The organism is Agromyces mariniharenae (assembly GCF_008122505.1).
In the GTDB taxonomy this organism is placed as follows: Bacteria; Actinomycetota; Actinomycetes; order Actinomycetales; family Microbacteriaceae; genus Agromyces; species Agromyces mariniharenae.
Map to the genome: position 1 here is coordinate 304,585 of NZ_VSSB01000002.1, position 22,915 is coordinate 327,499.

At 72.4% G+C, this 22,915-nt stretch carries 23 protein-coding genes; 14 read left to right on the top strand and 9 right to left on the bottom strand.

Annotated elements, in window-relative coordinates:
* Nucleotides 1–15: 15 nt before the first annotated feature.
* Together FYC51_RS14710 and FYC51_RS14715 are read right to left on the bottom strand one after the other, a co-directional pair.
* A complete protein-coding gene (locus FYC51_RS14710; protein WP_148734554.1) occupies nucleotides 16–789 on the bottom strand; it encodes an ABC transporter ATP-binding protein in 774 nt (257 codons plus the stop codon).
* On the bottom strand, nucleotides 789–1,607 hold the full coding sequence (locus FYC51_RS14715; protein ID WP_148734555.1) for an ABC transporter permease: 819 nt from the start codon (nucleotides 1,605–1,607) through the stop codon (nucleotides 789–791). Before FYC51_RS14715 ends, FYC51_RS14710 begins: the two co-directional genes overlap by 1 nt.
* Before the next feature lie 101 nt (nucleotides 1,608–1,708).
* Between FYC51_RS14715 and FYC51_RS14720 the strand changes: the two genes are divergently transcribed.
* Nucleotides 1,709–2,269 (top strand): ECF transporter S component, encoded by a 561-nt coding sequence (locus FYC51_RS14720; protein ID WP_187432682.1) that lies wholly within the window; start codon nucleotides 1,709–1,711, stop codon nucleotides 2,267–2,269.
* Between the two features lie 111 nt (nucleotides 2,270–2,380).
* On the opposite strand, the gene FYC51_RS14725 is transcribed toward FYC51_RS14720, so the two are convergent.
* On the bottom strand, nucleotides 2,381–3,070 hold the full coding sequence (locus FYC51_RS14725) for a phosphocholine cytidylyltransferase family protein (RefSeq protein WP_274379501.1): 690 nt from the start codon (nucleotides 3,068–3,070) through the stop codon (nucleotides 2,381–2,383).
* A 257-nt stretch (nucleotides 3,071–3,327) separates the two neighbouring features.
* Between FYC51_RS14725 and FYC51_RS19905 the strand changes: the two genes are divergently transcribed.
* The 3 genes from FYC51_RS19905 to FYC51_RS14740 all read left to right on the top strand — a co-directional run bounded on the left by FYC51_RS19905 (nucleotide 3,328) and on the right by FYC51_RS14740 (nucleotide 7,558).
* The gene (locus tag FYC51_RS19905) at nucleotides 3,328–5,646 is read left to right on the top strand and encodes an ATP-binding cassette domain-containing protein (protein WP_420797252.1); all 2,319 of its coding nucleotides are present in this window, start codon (nucleotides 3,328–3,330) and stop codon (nucleotides 5,644–5,646) included.
* Nucleotides 5,622–7,196 carry a hypothetical protein gene (locus FYC51_RS14735; protein ID WP_148734557.1) on the top strand — a complete coding sequence of 525 codons (1,575 nt, stop codon included), beginning with the start codon at nucleotides 5,622–5,624 and terminating at the stop codon, nucleotides 7,194–7,196. The genes FYC51_RS19905 and FYC51_RS14735 overlap by 25 nt, the downstream gene beginning before the upstream one ends.
* Before the next feature lie 74 nt (nucleotides 7,197–7,270).
* Nucleotides 7,271–7,558 carry a DUF3039 domain-containing protein gene (locus tag FYC51_RS14740; RefSeq protein ID WP_148734558.1) on the top strand — a complete coding sequence of 96 codons (288 nt, stop codon included), beginning with the start codon at nucleotides 7,271–7,273 and terminating at the stop codon, nucleotides 7,556–7,558.
* A gap of 20 nt (nucleotides 7,559–7,578) precedes the next feature.
* Here FYC51_RS14740 and FYC51_RS14745 read toward each other — a convergent pair whose 3' ends face one another.
* A complete protein-coding gene (locus FYC51_RS14745) occupies nucleotides 7,579–8,898 on the bottom strand; it encodes a nicotinate phosphoribosyltransferase (protein WP_148734559.1) in 1,320 nt (439 codons plus the stop codon).
* Nucleotides 8,895–9,806, bottom strand: a complete 912-nt coding sequence (locus FYC51_RS14750; protein WP_148734560.1) for an EamA family transporter — start codon at nucleotides 9,804–9,806, stop codon at nucleotides 8,895–8,897. The genes FYC51_RS14745 and FYC51_RS14750 overlap by 4 nt, the downstream gene beginning before the upstream one ends.
* A 68-nt stretch (nucleotides 9,807–9,874) precedes the next feature.
* Between FYC51_RS14750 and FYC51_RS14755 the strand changes: the two genes are divergently transcribed.
* The 9 genes from FYC51_RS14755 (at nucleotide 9,875) to FYC51_RS14795 (ending at nucleotide 18,081) form a co-directional block, all read left to right on the top strand.
* The gene (locus FYC51_RS14755) at nucleotides 9,875–10,801 is read left to right on the top strand and encodes a LysR family transcriptional regulator (RefSeq protein ID WP_148734561.1); all 927 of its coding nucleotides are present in this window, start codon (nucleotides 9,875–9,877) and stop codon (nucleotides 10,799–10,801) included.
* Between the two features lie 11 nt (nucleotides 10,802–10,812).
* On the top strand, nucleotides 10,813–11,646 hold the full coding sequence (gene murI, locus FYC51_RS14760) for a glutamate racemase (RefSeq protein ID WP_148734562.1): 834 nt from the start codon (nucleotides 10,813–10,815) through the stop codon (nucleotides 11,644–11,646).
* Nucleotides 11,647–11,684: 38 nt separating this feature from the next.
* On the top strand, nucleotides 11,685–12,476 hold the full coding sequence (gene rph, locus FYC51_RS14765; RefSeq protein WP_148734563.1) for a ribonuclease PH: 792 nt from the start codon (nucleotides 11,685–11,687) through the stop codon (nucleotides 12,474–12,476).
* Nucleotides 12,473–13,096, top strand: coding sequence for an RdgB/HAM1 family non-canonical purine NTP pyrophosphatase (rdgB, locus tag FYC51_RS14770; protein ID WP_148734564.1), 624 nt, complete (start codon nucleotides 12,473–12,475; stop codon nucleotides 13,094–13,096). Before rph ends, rdgB begins: the two co-directional genes overlap by 4 nt.
* A gap of 161 nt (nucleotides 13,097–13,257) precedes the next feature.
* Nucleotides 13,258–14,175 (top strand): ABC transporter ATP-binding protein, encoded by a 918-nt coding sequence (locus FYC51_RS14775; protein ID WP_148734565.1) that lies wholly within the window; start codon nucleotides 13,258–13,260, stop codon nucleotides 14,173–14,175.
* A gap of 32 nt (nucleotides 14,176–14,207) precedes the next feature.
* On the top strand, nucleotides 14,208–15,032 hold the full coding sequence (locus FYC51_RS14780; RefSeq protein ID WP_187432683.1) for an ABC transporter permease subunit: 825 nt from the start codon (nucleotides 14,208–14,210) through the stop codon (nucleotides 15,030–15,032).
* Nucleotides 15,032–16,351: a sensor histidine kinase gene (locus tag FYC51_RS14785; RefSeq protein WP_148734567.1), complete on the top strand. Its 1,320-nt coding sequence runs from the start codon at nucleotides 15,032–15,034 to the stop codon at nucleotides 16,349–16,351. The genes FYC51_RS14780 and FYC51_RS14785 overlap by 1 nt, the downstream gene beginning before the upstream one ends.
* Nucleotides 16,344–17,090, top strand: coding sequence for a response regulator transcription factor (locus tag FYC51_RS14790; RefSeq protein ID WP_148734568.1), 747 nt, complete (start codon nucleotides 16,344–16,346; stop codon nucleotides 17,088–17,090). The genes FYC51_RS14785 and FYC51_RS14790 overlap by 8 nt, the downstream gene beginning before the upstream one ends.
* 58 nt (nucleotides 17,091–17,148) lie before the next feature.
* Nucleotides 17,149–18,081, top strand: coding sequence for a cation diffusion facilitator family transporter (locus tag FYC51_RS14795; RefSeq protein WP_148734569.1), 933 nt, complete (start codon nucleotides 17,149–17,151; stop codon nucleotides 18,079–18,081).
* Between the two features lie 9 nt (nucleotides 18,082–18,090).
* Here the strand turns inward: FYC51_RS14795 and sigJ are convergent, their stop codons facing one another.
* Complete coding sequence (gene sigJ / locus FYC51_RS14800) at nucleotides 18,091–18,999, bottom strand: RNA polymerase sigma factor SigJ (protein WP_148734570.1); 909 nt, start codon at nucleotides 18,997–18,999, stop codon at nucleotides 18,091–18,093.
* A 63-nt stretch (nucleotides 19,000–19,062) separates the two neighbouring features.
* On the opposite strand from sigJ, the gene FYC51_RS14805 reads away from it, so the two are divergent.
* Nucleotides 19,063–20,031, top strand: a complete 969-nt coding sequence (locus tag FYC51_RS14805) for an NAD-dependent epimerase/dehydratase family protein (RefSeq protein WP_148734571.1) — start codon at nucleotides 19,063–19,065, stop codon at nucleotides 20,029–20,031.
* On the opposite strand, the gene FYC51_RS14810 is transcribed toward FYC51_RS14805, so the two are convergent.
* From FYC51_RS14810 to FYC51_RS14820, 3 genes are all read right to left on the bottom strand, one after another.
* The gene (locus FYC51_RS14810) at nucleotides 20,004–21,233 is read right to left on the bottom strand and encodes an epoxide hydrolase family protein (protein ID WP_222863290.1); all 1,230 of its coding nucleotides are present in this window, start codon (nucleotides 21,231–21,233) and stop codon (nucleotides 20,004–20,006) included. The two genes, FYC51_RS14805 and FYC51_RS14810, sit on opposite strands and share 28 nt — an antisense overlap.
* Before the next feature lie 84 nt (nucleotides 21,234–21,317).
* The gene (locus FYC51_RS14815) at nucleotides 21,318–21,995 is read right to left on the bottom strand and encodes an AraC family transcriptional regulator (protein WP_148734572.1); all 678 of its coding nucleotides are present in this window, start codon (nucleotides 21,993–21,995) and stop codon (nucleotides 21,318–21,320) included.
* A gap of 67 nt (nucleotides 21,996–22,062) precedes the next feature.
* Complete coding sequence (locus FYC51_RS14820; RefSeq protein ID WP_148734573.1) at nucleotides 22,063–22,821, bottom strand: DedA family protein; 759 nt, start codon at nucleotides 22,819–22,821, stop codon at nucleotides 22,063–22,065.
* Nucleotides 22,822–22,915: the final 94 nt, after the last annotated feature.

Here is a 22,915-nt window from a genome sequence, read left to right on the forward strand (position 1 = left end):
ATGCGGTATGGGCCGCTACGTCGTGCCGTGCTCCGCGTTGTAGCGCTCGAGCACGTCGTCGATCGGCCCGTCGAGCACGAGCGCGCCCTTGTCGAGGTACAGGCCGCGCGTGCAGAAGCGTCGCAGGTCGCGCTCGTTGTGCGAGACGAAGAACAGCGTGCGGCCTCCTTCGAGGAGCTCCTCGATGCGCCGGTAGCACTTCTCGCGGAACGCCTTGTCGCCGACGGCGAGCACCTCGTCGACGAGGATGATGGGCTCCTCGAGCTGCGAGATCACCGCGAACGCGATGCGCACCTTCATGCCGCTCGAGAGGTGCTTGTACGGCGTGTCGAGGAAGTCCGCGATGTCGGCGAACCCGATGATCTCGTCGAACTTCGCGTCGATCTGGGAGCGCGTCATGCCGTGCAGGCCCGCCGTCAGGTACACGTTGTCGCGCACGGTCAGGTCGTCGACGAAACCGCCGGTGATCTCGATCAGCGGGGCGACGCCGCCCGTGACGACGACACGGCCCTCGTCGGGCATCATGACGCCCGCCACGAGCTTCAGCAGCGTCGACTTGCCCTGGCCGTTGCGTCCGACCACGCCGATGGCCTCGCCGGGGCGGACCTCCATCGTGAGGTTCCGCAGCGCCCAGAACTCGCCGGGCCGCGTCCGACGCCGGCGCCCGGCGAGCAGGTCCTTGAACGACCGGCGACCGCGCCGGTTGCGGCGGAAGCGGATGCCGAGGCCCTCGGCACGGATCGCGTACGTCTCCGTGGCGGCGAGGGCGGCGGCTGCGGCATCCGTCATCAGATCTCCTTCAGCACCTGGCGCACGCTGCCGCGGAAGACGAGGAGGCCGATGCCGAGCAGGGCGAGCGACATCACCGCCGAGATCACGACGTTGAACCAGTCGAGCTCGTGCGGGAAGAAGCCCGCGCGATAGAGGCCGAAGATGCCCGAGAGGGGATTGAACGCCGCCCAGACGTGGAGCTCCTCCGGCAGGTTCTCGACGCCGTAGATGATCGGCGACGCGTAGAAGAGGAACCGCAGCACGAGCTTCACCGCCCGCTCGAGGTCGCGGAAGAACACCACGAGCGGCGCGACGATGAGCGCGACCCCGCACGTGAGGATCACCTGGAGCAGGATCGCGAGCGGGAAGAACACGAGCTCCCACCCCACCCGCGACCCGGGCGAGAAGATCACGAAGAGCGCGAGCACGGGCAGCGACAGCAGGAACTCGATGCCCTTCGAGAGCACGATGCGGTTCACCCAGATCGTGCGCGGGATCATCGTCGACCGCACGAGCTTCGCGTCCTTCAGGAAGGCGCGCGTCGAGTCGGAGATCGCGCCGTTGAACCACATCCACGGCAGCAGTGCCGCGAGGAGGAACACGATGTACGGCTCGGTGCCCACGGGTCGCTGGAACACCTGGGTGAAGACGAACCAGTAGATGCCGGCCATCACGAGGGGGTCGAGGATCGACCAGAGGTACCCGAGCGCCGAGGTCGAGTAGCGCACCTTCAGGTCGCGGGTCGTGAGGAGCCAGAGGGAGTGCCGGTAGCGGATCCACGCCGTCCGCTGGAGCGGATGCGAGTCTCCAGCACTCCCGACGGATACCGCGCTCATCACGATCTCATCGTAGATGCCATGCCGCGGTAGGTTTGAAAGCAGGCGGGCGGCGCGTGCCGCGCCCGGCCGTTGGGCCGCGCCAGTTCGGAAGGAGCGTCGTGCACCGCACCAGCACCCGCGTGCTCCTCAGCTGCGCCGCGATCGGCGTCGCCGGGGGGCTCGTGGCCGGGGCATCCGCCTACCTCGCCGCCGCGTTCGCGGCGTTCATCCCCGTGCTCTACGGGCTCACGATCGGCACGCACTTCCTCCCGAGCGCCGTCGCGCTCGCGCTGCTGCGGCGGCCGGGCGTCGCCGTGCTCGTCGGCTTCATCGCCGGACTCGTCGGGGCCGTGTTCGCGCCGATCTGGATCTGGCGCTTCGTCGGCACCGGGCTGCTCGTTGGGGCCCTGCTCGAGCTGCCGTTCCTGATCACCCGGTACCGCAACTGGAGCGCCTGGCTCTCCTACCTCGCCGCCGGGTTCGCGGGCGTCGCGCTCGCCGTCGGCACGTTCGTCGTGCTCGGTGCGGAGCACTACGCGCCCTGGGCGTGGGCGCTCTACCTCGCGCTGTTCGTCGCGAGCCCGGTCTTCTTCACCTGGCTCGGCCGCGTCATCGCCGCACGGCTGGCGAAGACGGGCGTGGCCCGGCAGTCGGTGGGCGACCGGCAGAACGCGGCCTAGACGCGAACGGATGCCGCGCGGCATCCGCTCGGCCCTGAGGAGCGGAGCGTCCGGAGACGCGAAGAGCGGATGCCGTCGGGCATCCGCTCTCCACTGCTGTGGTGCTTGCGATCACACGAAGTGGTTCGCACGCTCCAGGTCTTCGGCGAAGTCGATCTCGACCGCGTAGAGGTCGGAGATGTCCATCGGCTCGACGAGCATGCCCTGCTTCTCGATGGCGAGCTCGATGCCGCGCTCGAAGTAGTCCTGGTCGCCCACGCGCTGCAGGAACGCGAGGAGTGCCGCCTTGTCGCGGCTCGACACGTAGTTGATGCCGACCGCCTCACCGAGACCGCCCTTGACGGTCTTCGAGAGCTCCTTGATGTAGCCCTCGGCGGTGGTGGTGTACTTGACCTCCTCGTCGGACACCTTCGCGGTGTTGACGGTCACGAACGACTGGTCGCGCTCGATGAACGGGAGGGCGCGGTCGAGGATGCGCGGGTCGAACACGACGTCGCCGTTCATCCAGAGCACGCCGCCCGCCTGCGACGCCGCGAGGGCGCGCATGAGGCTCTTCGAGGTGTTCGTCTGGTCGTACTCCTCGTTGTAGACGAACGACGCCTGCGGGAACGCCTCGATGATGTGCTCGAGCTTGTAGCCGACGACGATCGTCACGTTCGGGTCCTTGCCGAAGGCGTGCTCGATGTTGTCGAACTGCTGGCGCATGATGGTGCGGCCGTCGCTGAGCTCGGTGAGCGGTTTGGGGAGGGATCGTCCGAGCCGGCTCCCCATGCCGGCTGCCAGAATCACGATCTGGGTCACTGCATCTCCTTATGGTGGTCGGATGCCGCGGGCGATCGGCCCCTCGCCGATTCTTCACCCGTCGTTCACCCGGAAGTTCACATGTGGACACGCCGTTATGCCGATTTACAGGGTACCGGGCGACCCCTTCGGTGAACGAGTCGAGCCCGACGTCGTAGTGTGATCGTGATGCGACGCTCAGGAAACCCACAGGTTCCCCCGCGCGTCGCATGACGACCCGACTGGGGAACGCGGGTCGCGGTTGGTAGGTTGTCTGGGTGACTTCCGTTTCGCGCTCCGAACACGACGACGAAGCTCCCGAAGGCACCGGCACGGGGGTGTCCGCCGAAGGGGGAACGTCCAGCGCGCCGCGCGCGCCGCGAGGGGCGTCGAAGCGCACGACGCGCTCGACGACCCCGAAGTCGGATGCCGCGGCCGCGTCGCGCACCGCCCGCTCCTCCGCCGCGCGGGGAACGGCCTCCAAGACGGCCGCGTCGCGCGCCGCCGCGACCGAGGGCGCTCCGGCCCGCCCCGGCACGAGCTCGCGACCCGAGTCGTCGGGCGAGACCCCGAGCACGACCGCGCGCAAGGCGTCCACGGCGAAGAACACCGCCGCGAAGTCGTCAGCGGCGAAGTCGGCCGCGTCGAAGTCGGCGGCGTCGAAGACGCCTGCTTCGAAGCCCGCCGCGTCGAGGTCGGCGGCGTCACGCGCGAACACTGCGAAGACCACTGCCTCGACGGCGCCTGCGACCGAGGCGACCACGCCCGAGGCCGACGCGACGACCGCGAAGGCGCCGGCTGCCGAGCGCACCACCACCAAGCGCACGACGTCGGCCGCCGCACCGACCGAACCGGCCGACTCCGCGCAGGCGGATGCCGCGGCGGAGCCGAACGAGACCACGGGTTCGAAGCGCACTGCGGCATCGCGTGCCGCTTCCTCGAAGGCCGCGTCCGCCCGCGGCGAGGCCACGAAGACGGCGCGGGCCGCGCGCGCGTCGGCCGCCTCGTCCCAGCGCACCCGAGCGGCCGCGGCCGCGAGCACGAAGCGCCAGGCGCAGCGCGTCGCGGCGTCGTTGACCACCGAGACCACGGCTGCCGAGCGCGCGACCCGCAAGCCCGGATCCGCGGCGCCGGTCCCGCCCACCACCGACGCCGGCGCCGCCGAGGGCACCGTCGACGAGACCACGCGCGAGCGTCCGATCGCACGCAGCACCGCCGGCCGCGCAGCGGCGGCCGTCGCGGCGGCCGCCATCGCCGACGACGCGATCGCGGAGCCCGCGCCCACGGCGCCGCGCGCGCCGGAATCGAACGGGGGCGAGAACCCGACGGCGGCCGCGGCATCCGTCAGCGAGGCGACCGCGATCGACGCTCCCGCCACCGAGGCGCCTTCCACTGAGACGCCCGCTGCCGAGGCGCCCGCCGACCCGGTCGTCGAGGCCGACCCGGCCGCGACTGTCGTGGCGGAGCCCGCGACCGAGGAGCCCGCCGCCCCGGTCGTCGAGGCCGAGGCCGATCCGGTCGCGGAGGACGCACCGGTCACGGAGGACATCGCGGCTGCCGCGCCCGAGGCCGTCGAGCCGGCTTCCGTCGAGGCATCCGATGCCGCGCTCACGCTCGACGAGGCGCTCGCCGACGCCGCGGGCGTGGAGGTCGCCGGCACCGACGTGAGCACTGAGATCGGGAGCGCCGCGGTCGCGGGTGCCGCGCTCGACGGCGACGGGGCATCCGCCGACGCGACGGGCGAGCAGGCCGTGGCCGTGATCCCGGCGCCCCGCAAGCCCGCGCCGCGCAAGAAGCGCACGCTGCGCGTGGCGCGTCCCGCCCCGGCGGCCGACGCTCCGCGCGTGCTCGAGATCCAGGGCCTCGTGAAGCGGTTCGGCGACACCACCGCGGTCGACGGCATCTCGCTCGACGTGCGCACGGGGTCGTTCTACGGCATCGTCGGGCCCAACGGCGCCGGCAAGACCACGACGCTCTCGATGGTGACCGGCCTGCTGCGCCCCGACGCGGGCACCGTGCGGATCCACGGCGTCGACGCGTGGGGCGACCCGCGCGCGGCGAAGCGCCTGACGGGCGCGCTGCCCGACCGCCTCCGCCTGTTCGACCGCCTGACGGGCGCACAGCTGCTCTACTACTCGGGCGCGCTCCGCGGGCTCGACGACCGCACGGTGCGCGATCGCAGCGCCGACCTCATCGCCGCGTTCGGCCTCGAGGACGCGATCGACCGCCTCGTGGCCGACTACTCGGCGGGCATGACCAAGAAGATCGCGCTCGCCTGCGCGATGATCCACGCGCCGCGGCTGCTGGTGCTCGACGAGCCGTTCGAGTCGGTCGACCCGGTGTCGGCCGCGAACCTCACCGACATCCTCGAGCGCTTCGTGGAGGGCGGTGGCACCGTGCTGCTGTCGAGCCACGGCATGGACCTCATCGAGCGCGTGTGCGACTCCGCGGCGATCATCGTCGGCGGCCGGGTGCTGGCATCCGGAACCCTCGACGAGGTGCGCGCCGGACAGACCCTCGAAGACCGCTTCGTCGAGCTCGCCGGCGGACGCAAGGCAGCGGAAGGCATGGAATGGTTGCACAGTTTCTCCGACTGAAACTGCGCCTGCTCGGCAACATCTTCCGACGGAGCCCCTGGCAGGTCGTCGGCATCGTCCTCGGACTCGTGTACGGCGTCGGCCTCGCCACGATCCTGTTCTTCACGCTCGTCGGCCTGCGGTTCGTCGACGACGTCGAGGTGATCCGCGACGTCTTCGTCATCGTGGGCGCGGCCGTGGTGATCGGCTTCGTGATCTTCCCGCTCGCGTTCGGCGTCGACGACACCATGGACCCCAGGCGGTTCGCGCTGTTCGGCCTGCCCGACCGCACGCTCGCGCTCGGGCTCGCGCTGGCCGCCTTCATCGGCATCCCCGCGTTCGTGCTCGCCATCGTCCTGGCCGGAACGGTGGTGACCTGGTCCCGGGGGTTCGGCGAGACGGTCTTCGCGCTCATCTCCGCACTGCTGGCGTTCGGCACGTGCATCCTGATCGCGCGCGTCGCGACCGGCGTGGCATCCGTGCTGCTGGCGACCCGGCGCGCACGCGAGGTGAGCGGGGTGCTCGGCGTGCTGCTCGTGGTGCTGCTCTCGCCGGTCGTCGTCGTGCTCGTCACGCTGGACTGGGCGAACTCGGGCCTGCGCGTGCTCGAGTCGTTCGCCGGCGTCGTCGGCTGGACCCCGCTCGGCGCGGCCTTCGCGGCCCCGGGCGACGCGGCCGCAGGCGACTGGGGTCCGGCCGTGCTGAAGCTCATCATCGCCGCGGCGACGCTCGGTGCGATCTGGCTCGCGTGGCAGTCGCTCGTCGCGAAGATGCTCGTCACGCCCGGTCGCGAGGCGTCGGCCCGCAGCTACCGCGGCCTCGGCTGGTTCGACCGGATGCCGCACACGCCCGCGGGTGCGGTCGCCGCCCGCAGCTTCACGTACTGGTTCCGCGACGCGCGCTACTGGGTGTCGATCATCATGGTGCCGATCGTGCCGGTGCTCGTGATCGTGCCACTCGGCGTCGCCGGGATCCCCCTCTCGTACACGGCGCTCATCCCGGTGCCGCTCATGTGCCTCCTGCTCGGCTGGTCGCTGCACAACGACACGGCCTTCGACAGCACGGCCGTGTGGCTGCACACCGTGTCGGGCGTGCGCGGCGCAGCCGATCGTGCGGGGCGCCTCGTGCCCGTGCTCATCGCCGGCGTGGTCGTGATCGGCCTGGGCAGCGCCGTCACGGTGTTCGTGCTCGACGACTGGCGCCTGCTGCCCGCGCTCGTCGGCGTGAGCGCGGCGCTGCTGCTCGGCGGCCTCGGCGTCAGCTCGATCGTCTCGGCCAGGTTCCCGTATCCCGCCGTGAAACCCGGCGACAGCCCGTTCCAGCAGCCGCAGTCGACCGGTGCCATCACGGCGCTCGTGCAGTCGATCACGATGCTCGGCTCGCTCCTCATCGCCGCTCCGGCGGTGGCGTTCGCCGCGCTAGGCCTCTTCGACGACCCGTCGTGGTACATGGCGTCGTTCGCGGCGGGCGTCGGCCTCGGCGTCGTCGTGCTCGCGGCCGGCATCGGGCTCGGCGGCCGCGTGTTCGACCACCGTGGACCCGAGATCCTCGCGGCGGCGCTGCGCGCGTAGCGGGCGAGCGGATGCCGGGAGCAGGTCTTGCCCGACCGGCGGGCCCCGTGGCATCCCCGCGTAGAATCGAGCGCATGATCGATCCCGTGCGCGCGAGCATCGCCGACCCCGACGCACCCGGCGGAGGCACCGACGTGCTCGACCGCGAGCTCGAGAAGCTCCTCGAGGAGGAGTCGCTCGACCCGGGCGATCACGACCGCTTCGCGCACTACGTGAAGAAGGAGCAGATCCTCGAGTCGGCCGTCACGGGCAAGCCCGTCAAGGCGTTGTGCGGCAAGAAGTGGACGCCAGGGCGCGACCCCGACAAGTTCCCGGTCTGCCCGACGTGCAAGGAGATCTACGAGCGGATGCGCGCGGAGTAGCGCTTCGCCGAGCGACGCGCCTACCGATAGGTCGTCGGGATCACGGGCTCGCCGCGCCCCAGCCGGAACGCCTCGATCGGCAGCTCCTGCATGACCTCGGCGCGGTGCGCCCGCGCCGCGCGCGTGCCCTCCGCGCCGAGGAACGCCGGATCGGCGACGCCGTCGGACACCAGGTGCACCATGAGCGGTCGCAGCTCGTCGTCTGGCTCGAACTCCGCGGCCCCCTCGGGGCCGTCTCCCACGAATACGAGCTCCTCGCGGGCGGTGCGCGTCGAGTCGAGCCGTCGTGCCGCGTTCTTGCGTCCGCCGACGCTGATCTTGTGGGTGGACGCCTTCGCGACGGCGACCCACTCGCCGGCGTCGTCGCGGCGCGCGACGAGCTTGTAGACCATGCCCGCCGCCGGGGATCCCGAGCCCGTCACGACCGCCGTGCCAACGCCGTAGGAGTCGACGGGCGCGGCCGAGAGACCCGCGATGGTGAACTCGTCGAGGTCGCTCGTGACGGTGATGCGCGTGTTCACCGCGCCGAGCGAGTCGAGCTGCTCGCGCACGGCGGCGACCACGGTCGGCAGGTCGCCGGAGTCGATGCGCACGGCGCCGAGCTCGGGGCCCGCCACCTCCACGGCGAGCTCGACGCCGCGGGTGATGTCGTAGGTGTCGATGAGCAGCGTGGTCTTCGGCCCGAACGCCTCGACCTGGGCGCGGAACGCGTCCTCCTCGCTGTCGTGCAGCAGCGTGAACGCGTGCGCGGCGGTGCCCATGGTCGGGATGCCCCACGTACGGCCGGCCTCGAGGTTCGAGGTCGCGTCGAACCCGGCGATGAACGCGGCCCGCGCCGCGGCGATCGCCGCGCGCTCGCTCGTGCGGCGGGATCCCATCTCGGCGATCGGACGCCCCAGCGCGACCGACACCATGCGGGCGGCCGCGCTCGCGACCGACGAGTCGTAGTTCAACGTGGAGAGCACGACGGTCTCGAGCATGACGGCCTCGGCGAAGCTCGCCTGGATGGTGAGCAGCGGCGAGCCGGGGAAGTACGCCTCGCCCTCGCGGTAGCCCCAGATGTCGCCGCGGAAGCGGTAGTCGGCCAGCCAGTCGAGCGTCTCGGGCCGCACGACCTGGTTCTCGCGCAGCCACTCGAGCTCGGCGTCCTCGAAGCGGAACCGGTCGATGAGCTCGAGCAGCCGACCCGTGCCGGCGACGACGCCGTAGCGACGTCCGTCGGGCAGGCGCCGGGCGAACGCCTCGAACAGGCTCTCGCGGTGGGCGGCGCCGTCGCGCAGCGCGGCATCCACCATCGTGAGCTCGTAACGGTCGGTGAAGAGCGCAGCTGACCCGGTCACACGGTCAGCCTAGTGGGCACCCTCCCAGCGGCCGACGCGCGCGTGCGCGCCGCGCGGGCTTCCCGGGACGCCCGGTTCGGCCGGCTCACCGCGATGACGTTCCCGAGCGAGATGAGGCCGAGCCCGACGACCTGCCATGCGCCGAGCGCCTGCCCGAGCAGTACGAACCCGGCGAGCGCTGCGGCGGCCGGCTGCACGCTCTGCAGCACGCTGAAGAGCTGCTGCGGCAGCCGGCGGAGCACGAGCAGGTCGATCGAGTAGGGGAGCGCCGACGAGAGGATGCCGATCGCCAGGCCGATCAGCAGCACGTGGGCGAGTTCCTCGGGGGCGAGGCCGGTGAGCGCCATGACGAGCAGCGGCGACGTGATGATCGCGGCGAGGAGGCTCGCCAGTGCGGTGCCCTGCACGCCGGGGAGGTTCTGGCCGGCATGCCGGCTGAGGACGATGTAGGCCGCCCACGAGGCCGCCGCGACGAGCGCGAGCAGCACGCCCACGAGGTCGATGCCGGGCACGGTGCCGGTGAGCAGCACCACGCCGACGCCCGCCATGACCCCGCACACGAGGTCGATGCGACGGCGCGAGCCGACCAGCGCGAGGGCGAGGGGTCCGAGGAACTCGAGCGTGACGGCGAGCCCCAGGCCGATGCGCTCGACCGCGCCGTAGAGGGCGAGGTTCATGCTCACCAGCACGAGCCCGAGGAGCAGCGCGGGACGCACGGCGCGCCAGGTCAGGTCGCGCACGCGCGGGCGTGCCGCGGCGAGCAGCGCGACCGCGGCGACGGATTGCCGGAGCGCCACCACCCCGCTCGGTCCCACGAGCGGGAAGATGGTGGCGCCCAGTGCCGCGCCGAGCTGCACCGAGGCGGCGCCGCCGACGACGGCCGCTGCGGCGATGGGCTCTCGTGACATGTCTTCGACGGTACGCCGGCATTCGTGCGAAGAGAAATGCAATCGACGATGATTGATACGCTTGACGCATGGACATCGAGGTTCGCCAGCTGCGGGTCCTCGTCGCGGTCGACGAGGAGCGCTCGTTCACGGCGGCCGCCGACCGGCTCCGGATGTCGCAGGCCGCCGTCTCGCGCTCGCTCGCGGCGCTCGAGCACGAGCTCGGCGCCCGGCTCATGCACCGCACGACCCGCCGCGTCGAGCCCACCGAGGCGGGCGCGTCGTTCGCGGCCACCGCACGACGCGTGCTGGCCGAGCTCGATCGCGCCGTCGCCGAGGCCAGGGGCGAGCGCTCGGTGATCCGTGTCGGCTACCAGTGGGCCGCGCTCGGCGCGCACACGACGCCCGTGCTGCGGGCGTGGAACCGCTCGCACGCCGACGCGCCCATGCGCCTCCTTCGACTGAACCGCCGCGACGGCGGCCTCGGAGACGGGCTCGTCGACCTCGCCGTGCTCCGGCACGGCGTCGACCCCGAGCTGGACTCGGAGCTCGTGGGCACCGAGCGTCGCGTCGTGGCCCTGCCCTTCGACCACCCGCTCGCCGAGCGCACGTCGGTCGGCCTCGTCGACCTCGTCCCGTTCCTCGTGGCGGGCGACCGGAACACCGGTACGACGTCGGCCGAGCTCTGGACCTCCGTCGGACTGCCCGCCCCGTCGATGACCCAGACCGGCGACGTGGAGGAGTGGCTCGACCTCATCGCCGTGGGCGACGCCATCGGCGTCACGGCGGAGGGCACCGTGCACCACTACCCGCGGCCGGGCGTCGTGTTCGTGCCGATCCACGACGCGCCGGCGATCGAGGTGCACCTGGCCTGGCACCGGCGGCACCGGCATCCGGCAGCCGGGCGCGTGGCCCGCGCCATCCGGACGGCGTACGAGGAGGAGGCCCTCGCCACCCTGCGGAGGGCGACGGCCGCCGGCGGCGCCCCGGCCGACCCCGCTCCCCGGCTCGCCTAAGCTTGGATGTCGTGACGGACGCACCGATCGGCATCTTCGACTCCGGTGTCGGCGGGCTCACGGTCGCCCGTGCCGTGAAGGACCAGCTGCCCAACGAGTCGATCCTCTACATCGGCGACCTCGAGCACTCGCCCTACGGCCCGAAGAAGATCGCCGACGTGCGCGGCTACGCGCTCGCCGTGCTCGACGACCTCGTGCTGCAGGGCGTCAAGATGCTCGTCATCGCCTGCAACACCGCCTCGTCGGCCATGCTGAGGGACGCGCGCGAGCGCTACGACGTGCCCGTGGTCGAGGTGATCCAGCCGGCCGTGCGCCGCGCCGTCGCCACGACGCGCAACGGTCGCGTGGGCGTGATCGGCACCGTCGGCACCGTGCAGTCGCGGGCCTACGACGACGCGTTCGCCGCCGCGCCGCACCTCGAGCTCTTCTCGCAGGCGTGCCCGCGCTTCGTGGAGTTCGTCGAGGCGGGCGTCACGAGCGGCCCCGAGCTGCTCTCGATCGCCGAGGAGTACCTCGCCCCGCTGCGCGAGGCGGACGTCGACACGCTCGTGCTCGGCTGCACGCACTACCCGTTCCTGAAGGGCGCGATCTCGTACGTCATGGGCGAGCAGGTCGCGCTCGTCTCGAGCGACGTCGAGACCGCCAACGACGTGTACCGGGTGCTCGTCTCCAACGGCATGGAGCGCACCTCCCTCGCGCCGCCCACCTACCGCTACGAGGCGACGGGGGAGTCGACGAGCGCCTTCCTGGACCTCGCCCACCGCCTCATCGCCCCCGAGATCCCGAGCGTCGAGCTCGTGCAGACGGGCGCGATCACCCTTCCCCACCGCCCTTCGGCGCGCTGAGGACGCACGACGACACCGCACTTCGACAAGGAGAACGCATGACCGAGGCATCCGACCCGAGCACGACGACCGGCACGGCGAACGTGGTGCGGGCCGACGGCCGCGCCCCCGACGAGCTGCGCAACGTCACCATCGAGCGGGGCTGGAGCGCCCACGCCGAGGGCAGCGCGCTCATCTCGTTCGGCGGCACGAAGGTGCTGTGCACCGCGTCGTTCACGAACGGCGTGCCGCGCTGGATGACCGGCAAGGGCCGTGGCTGGGTCACTGCGGAGTACGCGATGCTGCCCCGCTCGACGAACACCCGCAACGACCGCGAGTCGGTGAAGGGTCGCATCGGCGGCCGCACGCACGAGATCAGCCGCCTGATCGGGCGCAGCCTGCGCGCCGTCGTCGACACGAAGGGCCTCGGCGAGAACACCATCCAGCTCGACTGCGACGTGCTGCAGGCCGACGGCGGCACCCGCACGGCCGCGATCACGGGCGCCTACGTCGCGCTCGCCGACGCGATCGAGTGGGCTCGCGAGCAGAAGTTCATCGGCCAGCGCGCGAAGCCGCTCATCGACACGGTGTCGGCGGTGTCGGTCGGCATCATCGACGGCACGCCCATGCTCGACCTCGCCTACGTCGAGGACGTGCGCGCCGAGACCGACATGAACGTCGTCGCCACGGGCCGCGGCCTCTTCGTCGAGGTGCAGGGCACCGCGGAGGGCGCGCCCTTCGACCGCGGCGAGCTCGACTCGCTGCTCGACCTCGCGCTGGCGGGCACCACGGAGCTCGCGCGCCTGCAGCAGGCCGCGCTCGCGGCATCCGTCGAGCAGGCCGGCGCATGAGCCTCGAGTTCGTGCTCGCGAGCCACAACCAGAAGAAGGTGCGCGAGTTCCAGCGCATCATCGGCGAGCGGATGCCGCAGGCCGTCGTGCACGAGTACGACGGGCCCGAGCCCGTGGAGGACGGCGTCACCTTCGCCGAGAACGCGCTCATCAAGGCACGGCGTGCCGCGGAGCACACCGGGCACGTCGCACTCGCCGACGACTCGGGCATCGTGGTCGACGTGCTCGGCGCAGCGCCCGGCATCCTCTCCGCGCGGTGGGCGGGGCACACGGCCGGCGACGAGGCGAACCTGCGGCTGCTGCTCGACCAGGTCTCGGACCTCTCCCGTCCGCACCGCGGCGCGGAGTTCCGCTGCACGATCGCGCTCGTCGTGCCCCCGTCGCTGCTCGACGGCGGCCACGAGTACGTCGCCGAGGGCCGCTGGCGCGGCACGCTCGCGTACGAGCCGCGCGGATCGCACGGCTTCGGCTACGACCCGATCTTCGAGCCGGAGGGCCTCGAGGTGACCGCCGCGGAGCTGCCTCCCGAGGAGAAGGACGCGCGGAGCCACCGCGCCCGCGCGTTCGCCGAGCTCCTGCCCGAGCTCGAGCGGGTCGCGGCGCTGCTGCCCGCCGGCTGAGCGGGCTCGTCCGGCGGGACTCGTCCCGCGGTACCACGGCGTCGCCGCAGGTCGGCACCGCGGTCTGACGACGGCGCGCGCGCCGCTCCGTACCTTCGATCGTGCACTCCCGCCGGGAACCCTCCGGCGGGGCATCCGATTCGAAGGGACCGTCGATCACCATGATCGAAGTCGAACACCTCACCAAGCGCTTCGGCGCCACCACCGCCGTCGACGACCTGTCGTTCACCGTGCGCCCCGGCACCGTCACCGGCTTCCTCGGTCCGAACGGCGCCGGCAAGTCCACGGCGATGCGTGCGATCGCCGGGCTCGTGCGCCCGACGTCGGGCACGACCCGCGTGAACGGGCGCCCGATCGAGGAGCACGCCGCCCCGCTCACCGAGATCGGCACGCTGCTCGGCACCCCCGCGCATCCGGGCCGCACCGCCCGCAACCACCTGCGGGCCCTCGCCGCGACCCACGGACTCGGACGCGCCCGCGTCGAGGACGTGCTGCGCCTCACCGGGATGGAGGCCGTCGCGAACCGCCGCGTCGGCACGTACTCGATGGGCATGGCGCAGCGCCTCGGACTCGCCGCGGCGCTCCTCGGCGACCCGCACACGATCATGCTCGACGAGCCGATCAACGGCCTCGACCCCGACGGCATCGTCTGGGTGCGCCACTTCCTGCGCGGCCTCGCCGCCGAGGGGAGGACGGTGTTCCTCTCCTCGCACCTCATGAGCGAGATGGCGCAGACCGCCGACCACCTCGTCGTGATCGGCCGGGGCCGGCTCATCGCCGACGCCCCGATCGCGGAACTGCTCGACGGCGTCGGCGAGACCCGTGTCGTGGTGCGGACGCCCGACGCCGACCGGCTGGCGCCCGCGCTCGCCGGACGCGGCGTCACCGTCACGAGCGTCGCCGCCGGCGAGCTCGAGGTGACGGGGATCGACGCCGCCGAGATCGCGGCGATCGCGCGCGACCACGACGTGCTGCTGCACGAGCTCACCACCCGCACCGCCTCGCTCGAAGAGGCCTACCTCTCGCTGACCGACGCCGCCGTGGACTACCAGGCCGTGCCGGCGGCCGCGGCCCGATGAGCGCCGCACTGCAACCGAAGGAGCATCACCCCATGTCCGCACCCGCACCCACCACCGCCCAGCGCGTCACGTTCGCGCGGCTGGTCGGCGCCGAATGGCTGAAGGCCCGCTCCGTGCGGTCGACGCCATGGACGATCGGCGCCACCGTCGGCGTCACCGTGCTGTTCGCGGCCGGCATCCTGCAGCTCGTGCTGCTCGCGCCCGCCGCCGACGTGCCCGACCCGGCCGCGGTCGTCACCGACAACTACGGCGCCGTGCCCACGCTCGGCGTGCTCGGGCTCTCGTTCATCTTCTCGTACGCGCTCGTCGCCGTGCTCGGGGTGCTCCTCGTGAGCCCCGAGCGCTCCTCGGGCCTGCTCGCCGCCACGCTCGCCGCGGCGCCGCGGCGCACGCCCGTGTTCGTCGCGAAGCTGCTCGCGTCGGCCGCGCTCGGCGTGGCCGTGGCCGTCGTCGTCGGCTTGGCCTCGGCGCTCCTCGCGCAGCCGGCGCTCGCAGGGCTCGGCCTCGCCTCGTCGCCGTTCGCCCCCGACGGGCTGCAGGTGATGACCGGCGGCGCCGTGTTCCTCGGCCTCGTCGCGGCGATGTCGACGGCCATCGCGTCGCTATTCCGGGGCACCGCGGCCGCCATGGGCGCCGTGCTCGGCCTGCTGCTGCTCGCGCCCGCGCTGCTCCCGATCATCCCAGGGATCGGCGCCCACCTCGCCGGAGTGCTGCCGAGCGGCGCCGGTATGATGCTGTTCCAATCCGCAGCCCAGGTCGGCTGGCAGCCGATCGTCACCGGGGGACTCGTCCTCCTCGGCTGGACGGCCGGCGCAGCGGTGCTGGGCGGCGTGCTCTTCAAGAGACGAGACGTGTGATGGCCGAGCGGGGACCCACCACCGCCGGGGCGGACACCCCCGACCGGGGCGGGCCCCCGCGCGCCGACGCGGCGACCGCCGCCGGCCAGCCGCTCGGCCGATTCCTCCGGGCGCGGCCGTGGCTCGTCGACGCGGCGGTCTCGCTCGTGTTCACGGCCATCGTCGTCGCGACGCTCGCGTCCGAGGCACTCACGGGTCAGGCCGTCGTCACGGTGTGGGACGTGCTCACGATCGCCGGCACCGCCATCGCCCTGCTCTTCCGCCGCCGTGCGCCGCTCACGGTGCTCGTCGTGGTGCTGCTGCTGACGACCGTGATCACGTTCTCGGCGCAGTCGAACCTGCTCCTCGCGGTGCCGATCGCGCTCTACGCGGTCGCCGCCCTCCGCTCGCCCACGATCGGCTGGATCGCGGGCGCGGGCGCCTACCTCGTCACGGTCGTGAGCCTCTTCGCCTGGCTGCCCGCGCTCTCGGCGCAGCTCGGCGAGCCCGGCGCCTTCGACATCCCGGTCGTGCTGCTCACCCTCGCGATGGCCGACACCGTGGGCGTGCTGCTCGGTGCGAACACCTGGCAGCGCGCGGAGCGCGTGAAGGTCCTCACCGAACGTGCCGAGCAGCTCTCCCGGGAGCGGGACGCCCAGGCGCGGATCGCCACCCTCGCCGAGCGCAGCCGCATCGCCGGTGAGATGCACGACATCGTCGCGCACAGCCTCTCGGTCATGATCTCGCTGGCCGACGGCGCAGACGCCACGCTCGAACGCGATCCCGCGACCGCGCGCCGTGCCCTGGCCCAGCTCTCCGAGACCGGGCGCTCCGCCCTGCAGGACATGCGCCGCACGCTGTCGGTGCTCGGCGAGTCGACGGATGCCGCCGCCGCCCGCGAGCCCGCACCGGGCCATGCCGACCTGGCCGACCTCGTCGAGCGCTTCCGCACGGCCGGGCTGCCGGTGCGCTTCTCGGTGCGCGGCACCCCGATCGCGAACGCGACGTTCGAGCTGGCCGTGTATCGCGTCGTGCAGGAGGCGCTCACGAACGCCCTCCGCTATGCACCGGATGCCGCGCACGTCACGGTCGCGGTCGAGTACGGTCCGCCCGCCACCACGGTCACCGTGACCGACGACGGCCGCGGCGCTGCGACGGGGGAGTCGGCCGGGTCGGGCCGCGGCCTCATCGGCATGGCGGAGCGGGCGGCGGTGTTCGGCGGCACGGTCGAGGCGGGCCCGGTCCCGACCGGCGGCTGGCGGGTCCGGGCCGTGCTACCGCACCCCGACGGCGGACGGGCCGCGGAGGGTGACGCGATCGGCGGTGACGGCGATGCCTGACCAGGGGTCCGCGCGCGGCATCCGCGTGCTGCTCGTCGACGACCAGCCGCTCATCCGGCTGGGCTTCCGCATGGTGCTCGAAGGCGAGCCCGACCTCACGGTCGTCGGCGAGGCCGACGACGGCGCCGCGGCGATCGCGCGGACGGGCGAGCTCGCGCCCGACGTGGTCGTCATGGACGTGCGGATGCCCGGCATGGACGGGATCGCGGCGACCGAGCGGATCGTCGCGACCTCGCCGGGGGCGCGGGTGCTCATCGTGACCACCTTCGACCTCGACGAGTACGCGTTCGCGGGACTGCGGGCCGGTGCGAGCGGGTTCCTGCTGAAGAACGCGCCGCCCGCCGAGCTCGTGCACGCCATCCGCACGGTCGCCGCGGGCGACGCGATCGTCGAGCCGCGGGTGACGCGGCGGCTGCTCGACCTGTTCGGCGGGCAGCTCCCCGCCGACGGCGCGGTCGCTCCCGCCTCGGCCGAACCCGCGCCCGCCCGCGATCCGCTCGACGACCCGAGGCTCGCGTCGCTCACCGAACGCGAGGCGGAGGTGTTCACGGCCATCGCCCGCGGCATGAGCAACGCCGAGATCTCGTCGGCGCTCTACCTGTCGGAGTCGACGGTGAAGACGCACGTCGGCCGCATCCTCATGAAGCTCGGCCTGCGCGACCGCATCCACGCCGTCGTGCTCGGCTACGAGACCGGGGTCGTGCGACCGGGCGCCCCCGAGGGCCGCCCGCCCGCCTGAGAACGCGACTCATTCCCATCACGGAGCGGTCGCGGCATCCGCGCCTACGCTGGAGGGGATGGCACACACGCACGACCAGGCGCACGCCCACGGGGCGTCGTCGAACCGCACCCGCATCGTGGTGGCGATGGCGATCATCGGCGCGTTCCTGGTGGTGCAGGTCGTCGGCGGCATCCTGAGCGGCTCGCTCGCGCTGCTCGCCGACGCGGGCCACATGGCGAGCGACCTCATCGGCCTCGTCGTCGCGCTCGTCGCGGCCATCGTCGCGGCGCGGCCCGCGACCGATCGGCAGACCTACGGGTACCGTCGCGCGGAGGTGCTGGGCGCCCTCGTGAACGGCGTCATCCTCGTGGTCGTCGCGGTGACGGTGGCCGTGTCGGCGATCGGACGGCTCATGAGCGGCGCCGAGGGCGAGGCGCACGAGGTGCAGGGCGTGCCCATGCTCGTCATCGCGGTGATCGGCCTCCTCGCGAACGTCGCCGCCATGCTCGTGCTGCGCGGCGGCGCGAAGGAGTCGATCAACATGCGCGGCGCCTACCTCGAGGTGCTCGGCGACCTCATCGGCTCCGCGCTCGTGATCATCGCCGCGCTCGTCATCGTCACGACGGGCTTCGATGCGGCCGACCCCATCGCGTCGCTCCTCATCGCGGTGCTCATCGTGCCGCGTGCGCTCTCGCTGCTGCGCGATGTCGTGCACGTGCTGTTCGAGTCGGCGCCCGCCGACACCGACGTGGCTGAGATCCGGGAGCACCTGCTCGGCACCCCCGGCGTCGTCGCCGTGCACGACGTGCACGTGTGGCAGATCACGTCGGGGTCGCCCGTCTTCAGCGCGCACGTCGAGGTCGAGCCCGAGGTCTTCGAGTCGGGTCGCGCGGGCGAGCTCCTCGACGAGCTGGGCGGATGCCTCGCCGAGCACTTCGACGTCGCGCACTCGACGTTCCAGCTGGAGCCCGCCGGACGTGCCGAGCAGGAGCAGCCGCAGCATCCGTGACGGGGCTTATTACACGCCGTCGCACAGCAGCGCGAACAGGTCCCCGACCGGTCCCATGTGCCGCAGCTTGTCGGGATTGAGCTGGTTCGTGATCGAGCGGACCGCGCCGCCCTCGACGTGCAGCGTGAGCAGCGAGACCGTCGCCCCGTCGGCCGTGCGGATCCGCACCGCGTGCTCGGCGTTCGCGACCGTCGGCTCGAGCCGCACGCCCAGCGGCGCACCGCGACGCATGAGGCCGATGAGGAACCGCGCGACCGCGACGTCGCCAGACATCGGGTGCTGGATCGCGGGCGCCTTGCCGCCGCCGTCGGCGGTGAACAGCACGTCGGGCGCGAGCACGCGCAGGACGCCGTCGACGTCGCCGTCGCGCAGCGCCTCGAGGAACTCGTCGGTGAGGCGCGCGGCATCCGCGTCGTCCACATCGAACCGGACGCCGCCGCTCGCCACGCGCGCCCGCGCGCGGTGCATGATCTGGCGGCACGCGGCCGGGTCGCGCTCGACCATCTGGGCGATCTCGTCGTAGTCGAAGCCGAGCGCTTCGCGCAGCACGAAGACGGCGCGCTCGACGGGCCCGAGCCGCTCGAGCATCATGAGCACCGCGACCGAGAGCGTCTCATCCTGCTCGATGCGGCGGGCGGGATCGGCGTCGTCGGCGAGCAGCGGCTCGGGCAACCAGGGGCCGACGTAGACCTCGCGTGCATGGCGGGCCGAGCGCAGCACGTCGATGGCGAGCCGCGTCGCCACGGTCGACGCGAACGCGTCGGGACGCTCGATCGGCTCTCCGGCGAGCTCGTGCTCGTGGATGCGCAGGAGTCCCGCCTGCACCACGTCCTCGGCCTCGGTCACGCTGCCGAGCATGCGGTAGGCGATGGAGAACATCAGCGGGCGGAGCGTCGGGACTTCGACGGCGAGATCCATGCTCCGAGCCTGTCACACGAGGGCTGCGTCGTCCGTCGGAGGGGGTGAGGAGAGGAGAACATCATGAGGATCTTCATCGCCGGCGGGACGGGCGCGGTCGGCTCCCGGCTCGTGCCCTTGTTCGTCGCGGCGGGACACGAGGTGACGGGAACGTCGCGCACTGCCGAGGGCGTTGCGCGCATCGCCGCGGCGGGCGGTCGCGGGGTGGTCATGGACGGGCGGGACGCCGCATCCGTTCGCCGTGCCGTGCTCGACGCAGCGCCCGACGTGCTCGTGCATCAGGTCACGGCGCTGTCGGGGCATTTCGACTTCAAGCGGTTCGACGAGACCTTCGCGGTCACGAACGAGCTGCGAACGCGCGGCACGGACGCGCTCCTCGCCGCCGCGAAGGAGGCGGGCACCGGCCGCATCGTCGTGCAGAGCTACACCGGCTGGACGAACGAGCACGCCGGCTCGGCCGTGAAGACCGAGGCGGATCCGCTCGACCCGAACCCGGTTCCCGCGGCCGGGAACACGCTCGCGGCGATCGCGTACGCCGAACGGGCGACCCTCGACGCCGGCGGACTGGCGCTGCGCTTCGGCAACTTCTACGGCCCGGGGCAGTCGCTCGGCGAGGGCGGCGAGATGCTGGAGTCCGTGCGCAGGCGGCAGGTGCCGATCGTCGGCGGGGGTCGCGGGATCTGGTCGTTCTGCCACATCGACGATGCGGCTGCAGCGACCGTCGCCGCCGCCACCCGTGGTGCTGCCGGGATCTACAACATCGTCGACGACGAACCCGCGGCCGTCTCGGAGTGGCTGCCCGAGCTCGCCAGGGTCGTCGGCGCGAAGTCGCCGACGCGCGTGCCCGCCTGGGTCGCGCGGATGGCGATCGGCGAGTTCGGCGTCGCCTGGATGACGACCGGGCGCGGCTCGTCGAACGCGAAGGCGAAGGCGGAGCTCGGCTGGGCGCCGCGCTACGCGACCTGGCGCGAGGGCTTCCGCTCGGGGCTCGGGGTCGGCGCGGCTCACACCGCGAGCAGCCTCGCGAAGTAGGCGCGGATGTCCCCGACGAGCTCGTCGGGCGCCTCCATGGCGGGGAAGTGGCCGCCGCGCGGGTGCTCGCGCCAGAATGCGAGGTGCCCGTCGGGATTGAGGATGCGCTCCATGAGCGGCTCCTCGCCGAACGCGGCCATGCCCTGCGGCCGGTCGTGCTGCCGTCCCCACGCGGCCTGGGCGTGCGCGGCCTCGTACAGCATGTTCGCCGCGCCGTCGCCGCCGCGTCCGAACCAGGTCACCGTCACGAGCGTGAGCAGCGCGTCGAGGTCGACGGCGTCCTCGGGGAGGCCGGCGCGCGGGTCGGTCCACTCCTGGAACTTCTCGACGATCCAGGTCGCCTGCGCGATCGGGGAGTCGGTGAGCCCGTAGGCGATGCTGAGCGGTCGCGACGTCTGCAGCGCGAGGTACCCGAAGTCCTCGGTGCGGGCGTCCTTGAGCCGATCGTGGCGCTCGCGCTCGTCGTCGGTGAGGTGGTCGGTGGGCGGCGTGTACGCCGTCGCGATCGCGCCGGGATCGGTCGCCGCGATCGAGCCCAGCACGCGGTCGCCGGCGTCGAGGCAGAGTTGCTCGCTCACGCCGGCGCCGACGTCCTCGCCGAACACCGCGTAGCGGTCGTACCCGAGCGCCTGCATGAGCTCGTCGAACGCCTGCGCGGTGCGGGCGATGTCCCAGCCGTGGCTCGTGAGCGGGGTCGAGAACCCGAACCCCGGCATCGACGGGGCGACGACGTGGAACGCCGGCGTCGCGGCATCCGCTGCACCGCCCTGCCCCGGTTCGGCGAGCAGCGGCGCGATGCCCGCGAACTCGACGAAGCACGACGGGTAGCCGTGCAGGAGCAGCAGCGGCACGGCGCCGTCGTCGGCCGACCGCACGTGCAGCCCGTGGATGGGCTGGCCGTCGACCTCGGCGAGGAACTGGGGGAGTCGGTTGAGCCTCGCCTCCTCGGCCCGCCAGTCGTAGTCGTCGAGCCAGTACCGGGCGAGGCGCTGCGCGTACGGCACGGGCGTGCCGCGCGCCCAGTCCTCGGTGAGCGCGGCGGGCCAGCGCGTGCGCGCGAGCCGGTCCCGCAGGTCGGCGAGCTCCTCGTCGGGGATCGCGATCGTGTACGGCCGGATGTCCATGTCGTGGGTCCTCTCGATGGCGGCGACGCCGTCGAGTGAAGCGGATGCCGCGTGCGCTGTCTTGAACCGGAACGACATGTCCCTCGATCAATGGCGCCGAGCGGATGCCGCGTGCGCTGTCGTGAACCGGAACGACACCTCTCCCGTGCGTGCGTGCGCCCGCTACACCGGCTCGTCGCGGCGCTGCGCCTCCGCAGGCGTGTAGCCCGTCAGCCGCTTCACGTCGCGCGTGAGGTGCGACTGGTCGGCGTATCCGAGTGCGTACGCGACGTCGGCGATCGCCTCGCCCGTGCGCAGGCGTGCGGCGGCCTCCCTGGCGCGTGCGATCTGGCGCACCTGGCGCAGGCTCCGGCCGGTGATGCGCGTGAAGTGGCGCTCGACCGTGCGCGGCGAGACCGGCGGCTCCTCTCCGAGCAGGGCCGCCTCGATGACCTCGTCGTGCGCCAGCAGGCCGGCGTCGTCGAATGCCGCGAGCAGGTCGTCGACGTCGTCGTAGCCGGGCATCGTCCACGTACGTCCCGCGAGCTCGAAGCGCTCGTCGTCGGGCATCGGCAGCGGCACGGTGCGGTCGCACATCGAGTGCGGATCGACGTGCGTGAAGTACGTGCCCTGCGTGAACCGGACCCCGACGTTCGTGTTGCCGGCCCGGTAGGGCACCAGCGTCGGTCGTGACGACGGGCCGCTGAGCAGCACGCGTGCCCCGACCGGCATGCGCGTGAAGATCAGGTCCCAGCAGGCGTCGGCCGCCGCGAGGTAGGTGCCGTCGGTCGTGTCGACCGTGTGCCAGACCACGTCGACGAACCGGGACGATGAGGCGTGCTCCTCGTAGAGGAAGCTCATGCGGCCGAGTGTAGTCCGGCCCTCCGACGCGCGTCGGGGTCGCGCTCAGCGCGCGTCGGGGTCGAGCTCAGCGCTCCTCGGGGCCGCGCTCGAAGACCTCGGGGTCGAGCACGAGGTGCTCCGCCTCCTCGTGGTCGGTCACGACGTCCTCACCGGCGGCGGAGGCCTTCTTGGCCTTGCGGCGCTCGCTGAAGTAGTGCCAGGCGGTGATGAGCGCGGTGCCGCCGACCGCGATGAGCAGGATGATGTCGATGTAGTCGCGTACCAGGGTCGCGACCGGCGGGATGAAGCTCACGAGGTAGCCGAACATCGTGAGCCCGAAGCCCCAGAGCACGGCGCCGATGAAGTTGTAGAGCGTGTAGCGGCCGCGGTTCATGTGGCCGACGCCCGCGGCGACCGGGGCGAACGTGCGCACGATCGGCACGAACCGGGCGAGGATGATCGTGAGGCCGCCGAACCGCTCGAAGAACGCGTTCGTGCGCTCGACGTTCTTGACGCTGAAGAGGCCGCTCTCCTTGCGCTCGAACACCCTCGGACCGCCGCGATGGCCGATCTCGTAGCCGACTTCGCCGCCGACGAACGCGGACACGGCGATGAGCAGGGCGACGATCCAGACCGACACCCCGAAGACGCCGTTCGGCGGCACGAGCTCGGGGTTCGACAGCAGGCCCGAGATGACGAGCAGCGTGTCGCCCGGCAGGAGGAAGCCGACGAGCAGGCCCGTCTCCGCGAAGACGATGAAGCACACCACCAGCAACGCCCAGGGCCCGGCCGCGGCGATGATCGACTCGGGGTCGAGGAACGGGATGAGCGCGGTGTGGATCATTGGGATGGCTCCAGTCGTCGGACACGGCGTATCGCCGGGTCAACAGGCGGCGTGGTGTCGTTGCAGTCTACCCAGCGGATGCCGCGTCGGACTG

Coding starts and splice junctions, on each gene's coding strand:
- FYC51_RS14710 (WP_148734554.1), bottom strand. CDS start 789: ATGACGGATGCCGCAGCCGCCGCCCTCGCCGCCACGGAGACGTACGCG.
- FYC51_RS14715 (WP_148734555.1), bottom strand. CDS start 1,607: ATGAGCGCGGTATCCGTCGGGAGTGCTGGAGACTCGCATCCGCTCCAG.
- FYC51_RS14735 (WP_148734557.1), top strand. CDS start 5,622: ATGGTTGCACAGTTTCTCCGACTGAAACTGCGCCTGCTCGGCAACATC.
- FYC51_RS14740 (WP_148734558.1), top strand. CDS start 7,271: ATGATCGATCCCGTGCGCGCGAGCATCGCCGACCCCGACGCACCCGGC.
- FYC51_RS14750 (WP_148734560.1), bottom strand. CDS start 9,806: ATGTCACGAGAGCCCATCGCCGCAGCGGCCGTCGTCGGCGGCGCCGCC.
- FYC51_RS14755 (WP_148734561.1), top strand. CDS start 9,875: ATGGACATCGAGGTTCGCCAGCTGCGGGTCCTCGTCGCGGTCGACGAG.
- rph (WP_148734563.1), top strand. CDS start 11,685: ATGACCGAGGCATCCGACCCGAGCACGACGACCGGCACGGCGAACGTG.
- rdgB (WP_148734564.1), top strand. CDS start 12,473: ATGAGCCTCGAGTTCGTGCTCGCGAGCCACAACCAGAAGAAGGTGCGC.
- FYC51_RS14775 (WP_148734565.1), top strand. CDS start 13,258: ATGATCGAAGTCGAACACCTCACCAAGCGCTTCGGCGCCACCACCGCC.
- FYC51_RS14780 (WP_187432683.1), top strand. CDS start 14,208: ATGTCCGCACCCGCACCCACCACCGCCCAGCGCGTCACGTTCGCGCGG.
- FYC51_RS14785 (WP_148734567.1), top strand. CDS start 15,032: ATGGCCGAGCGGGGACCCACCACCGCCGGGGCGGACACCCCCGACCGG.
- FYC51_RS14790 (WP_148734568.1), top strand. CDS start 16,344: ATGCCTGACCAGGGGTCCGCGCGCGGCATCCGCGTGCTGCTCGTCGAC.
- FYC51_RS14795 (WP_148734569.1), top strand. CDS start 17,149: ATGGCACACACGCACGACCAGGCGCACGCCCACGGGGCGTCGTCGAAC.
- sigJ (WP_148734570.1), bottom strand. CDS start 18,999: ATGGATCTCGCCGTCGAAGTCCCGACGCTCCGCCCGCTGATGTTCTCC.
- FYC51_RS14805 (WP_148734571.1), top strand. CDS start 19,063: ATGAGGATCTTCATCGCCGGCGGGACGGGCGCGGTCGGCTCCCGGCTC.
- FYC51_RS14810 (WP_222863290.1), bottom strand. CDS start 21,233: ATGTCGTTCCGGTTCAAGACAGCGCACGCGGCATCCGCTTCACTCGAC.
- FYC51_RS14815 (WP_148734572.1), bottom strand. CDS start 21,995: ATGAGCTTCCTCTACGAGGAGCACGCCTCATCGTCCCGGTTCGTCGAC.
- FYC51_RS14820 (WP_148734573.1), bottom strand. CDS start 22,821: ATGATCCACACCGCGCTCATCCCGTTCCTCGACCCCGAGTCGATCATC.